The organism is Actinomycetes bacterium (genome assembly GCA_035489715.1).
Lineage (GTDB): Bacteria > Actinomycetota > Actinomycetes > JACCUZ01 > JACCUZ01 > DATHAP01.
Map to the genome: position 1 here is coordinate 1 of DATHAP010000159.1, position 3,169 is coordinate 3,169.

Annotated in this window: 4 protein-coding genes; 3 read left to right on the forward strand and 1 reads right to left on the reverse strand. The window is 73.9% G+C overall.

The annotated features are described in order from the left end of the window. The 3 genes from VK640_12890 to VK640_12900 all read left to right on the forward strand — a co-directional run. On the forward strand, positions 1–513 hold a 513-nt coding region (locus VK640_12890; protein ID HTE74079.1), incomplete at its 5' end, for a PLP-dependent transferase. Then, complete coding sequence (locus VK640_12895; GenBank protein HTE74080.1) at positions 514–1,851, forward strand: glutamate mutase L; 1,338 nt, start codon at positions 514–516, stop codon at positions 1,849–1,851. Between the two features lie 72 nt (positions 1,852–1,923). Next, positions 1,924–2,757, forward strand: a complete 834-nt coding sequence (locus tag VK640_12900; protein ID HTE74081.1) for an alpha/beta hydrolase — start codon at positions 1,924–1,926, stop codon at positions 2,755–2,757. 6 nt (positions 2,758–2,763) lie between these two features. Here VK640_12900 and VK640_12905 read toward each other — a convergent pair. After that, the coding region (locus VK640_12905) for an MFS transporter (protein ID HTE74082.1) at positions 2,764–3,169 on the reverse strand (406 nt) is incomplete at its 5' end.

The following is a 3,169-nucleotide window of genomic DNA, read 5'->3' on the forward strand; positions in this document are numbered from 1 at the left end:
GGAGCGCTCGTGCTCGCGGACGACGACCTGGGTGAGCGGGTCGCCTACCTCCAGAACGCGATGGGCGCCGTGCCCGGCCCCTTCGACTCGTGGCTGGTGCTGCGCGGCATCAAGACGCTCGGTGTGCGGATGGACCGCCACTGCGCCAACGCCGAGCGGGTCGTCGAGGTGCTCGCCTCGCACCCGCGGGTCACCGAGGTGTTCTACCCCGGCCTGTCCGACCACCCCGGGCACGAGGTGGCCGCCAAGCAGATGAAGGCGTTCGGCGGCATGGTGACCTTCCGGGTCGCCGGCGGTGAGCAGGCGGCGCTCGCCGTCTGCGACCGCACCGAGCTCTTCATCCTCGGTGAGTCGCTGGGCGGCGTGGAGTCGCTGATCGAGCACCCCGGCCGGATGACGCACGCCTCGGTGGCCGGGTCCCCCCTCGAGGTGCCCGACGACCTGGTCCGGCTCTCCGTGGGCATCGAGGCGGTCGACGACCTCGTGGAGGACCTCACCAGGGCACTCGGCTAGGTGGCCCACGCCGTCGTCTGCGTCGCCTGCGTCGATGTCGGGTCGACCTTCACCAAGGCGGCACTGGTCGAGCTCGGCAGCGGCGCGCTGCTGGGGACGGCGACCCGCCCGACGACCGCGGCCACCGACGTCATGGACGGCATCGACGGCTGCCTGGCCGAGCTGGCGGCCCGCGAGGCCGTGGACGTCGAAGTGCTCGCCTGCTCGAGCGCCGGCGGCGGGCTGCGGCTGGCCGTGGTCGGCTACGAGCGTGCGGTCACCGCCGAGGCGGGTCACCGGGTGGGCCTGTCGGCCGGCGCCCGCGTGGTGCACGTCGCGGCCGGACCGATGGGCCGCGCAGACATCGCCGCGCTGCGTGAGACACGACCGGACGTGCTGCTGCTCGTCGGCGGCACCGACGGGGGCAACGCCGAGGTGCTGCTGCACAACGCGGCAGCGCTGGCCGGCAGCCGGCTCTCCGCGCCGGTGGTCGTGGCCGGCAACGCGGACGCGCGAGACCAGGTCGTCGAGGTGCTGAGCGCCGGGGGCAGGCGGGTCACCGCGGCCGCCAACGTGCTGCCCGAGATCGGCCGTCTGGACCCGCACCCGGCCCGGGCCGCCATCCGTGACGTCTTCATCCACCACGTCATCGGCGGCAAGAAGCTCTCGCGGCGGGCCGACTTCCCGGCCATGGTCCGAGCGGCGACCCCGGACGCCGTGCTGGCCGGTGTCGAGGTGCTCGCCGACGGTGCCGGCGCCGTGCCGGGGGCGGGCGACGTGCTCGTCGTCGACGTCGGCGGAGCGACGACCGACGTCTACTCAGTGGTGACGCCCCAGGGTGAGGACGCGGTGCTGCGCAAGGAGGTCGTCGAGGTGATGTGGCGCAGCCGCACCGTCGAGGGCGACCTGGGGATGCGGTGGGGCGCCGTCGGCGTCGTCGACGCCGCGGTCACCGAGCGGCTCGTCACCGCCGACGAAGAACGTTCGTTGCGTACGTCGGCAGAGCGCCGGGCCCGCGACACCGGCTTCCTCCCAGCCGACGACACGGACCGCGCCACGGACGCCCGGCTGGCCGAGCTCGCGGTGACCGTGGCCCTGCGCCGGCACGGACGGGGCGGCAAGGACCTGCGCGAGGTGGCCCTGGTCGTCGGCTCGGGCGGGGTCCTGCGCCACGGCTCCGCGCAGCTCAGGCGACAGGTGCTCGGGCCGGCCACCCGCGACCTCGCCGGCGGCTGGCCGGTCCCCGAGCACGCCCGGACCGTCGTCGACGTCGACTACGTCCTCGCGGCGACCGGGCTGCTCGCGGCCGACCACCCCGAGACCGCTGCGCGGCTCGCGCGGCGGCTGGTCGACCGATGAGTCTGCTCCCGGCTCACGGTCTGACAGGCAGCGCGTCCACCGCACCCACCGCCGCGAGCTGAGGAGCACCAGATGACCACCACCGACGAATCGACCGACGCACAGCGATCCGGCCGCTACGTCGAGGTCAACGGCATCAGCCTCTGGGTCGCGACCCACGGGTCGGGGCGGCCGCTGATCCTGCTGCACGGCGGGCTGATGTCGGGGGAGACGTTCGGCCCGGTGCTGCCGGCGCTGGCCGCGCGTCACCAGGTCTTCACGGTGGACCTGCAGGGGCACGGCCGCACGAAAGACATCGACCGGCCGCTCGACCTGCGGCTGATGGCCGACGACGTCGCCGCAATGATCGACCACCTCGGGCTCGACCGCCCGGATGTCGTCGGCTTCTCTCTCGGCGGCGGAGTCGCGACGATGACAGCGGTGCGGCACCCGGACAAGGTCCGCCGCCTGGTGTCGCTCTCGGCCAACATCCGGCGCTCAGCGATCTACCCGGAGATGCTGGCGCAGCAGGGCCAGGTGAGCGGGGCGGTCGCCGAGTCCCTCAAGGGCACGCCGATGTACGACCTCTACCAGCGTGTCGCGCCGCGGCCCGAGGACTTCCCCCGGCTGCTGGACAAGGTCGGCGAGCTCATGTCGCACGACTTCGACTTCACCGAGGAGGTCCGCGGCCTGCAGGTGCCGACACTGATCGCCGCGGCGGATGCCGACATGGCGCCGCCCAGCCACTACGTCGAGGTCTTCGGCCTGCTCGACGGCGGCCAGCGCGACGGCGGCTGGATGGGGGAGGGCCGACCCAAGGGCGGCCACGCCCTAGCGATCATCCCCGGCACCACGCACTACGACGTGGGCGAGTCACCCCTCTTCGCCGCCGTGGTCCTCGACTTCCTCCGCGACGACCCGGCCTGAGCGCGGTCAGCCGGTCGAGCCCGGCGCCGGTTGTGTCGCGGCGGGTGACGGGCGGTGACGTGTCTCGGTCGAGAGCAGTGCCATGACGAGCGCGGAGGCCATCACGCCGGCGGTCACGCCCCACGCGGCGGAGAAGCCGTAGGCATCGGACAGCCAGCCGGCCAGCAGCGGCCCGACAACCGCTCCGAGGTCGGCCGCCATCTGGAAGGCGGCGACCACCGTGCCGCCCCGGCCGGACACGACGTCCCCGACCGCGGCGCTCGGTGCCACGGTGAGGAATGCCGACGCGACGCCGAAGAAGGCCATCGCGACGACGTAGACGGCCAGCGACTCGTGGACGGCGAGCGCACCGAGGCTCACCGTGGCGAGGGCGCCGCCGGCGATCATCCCCGGGCGTCGGCCGACCCGGTCG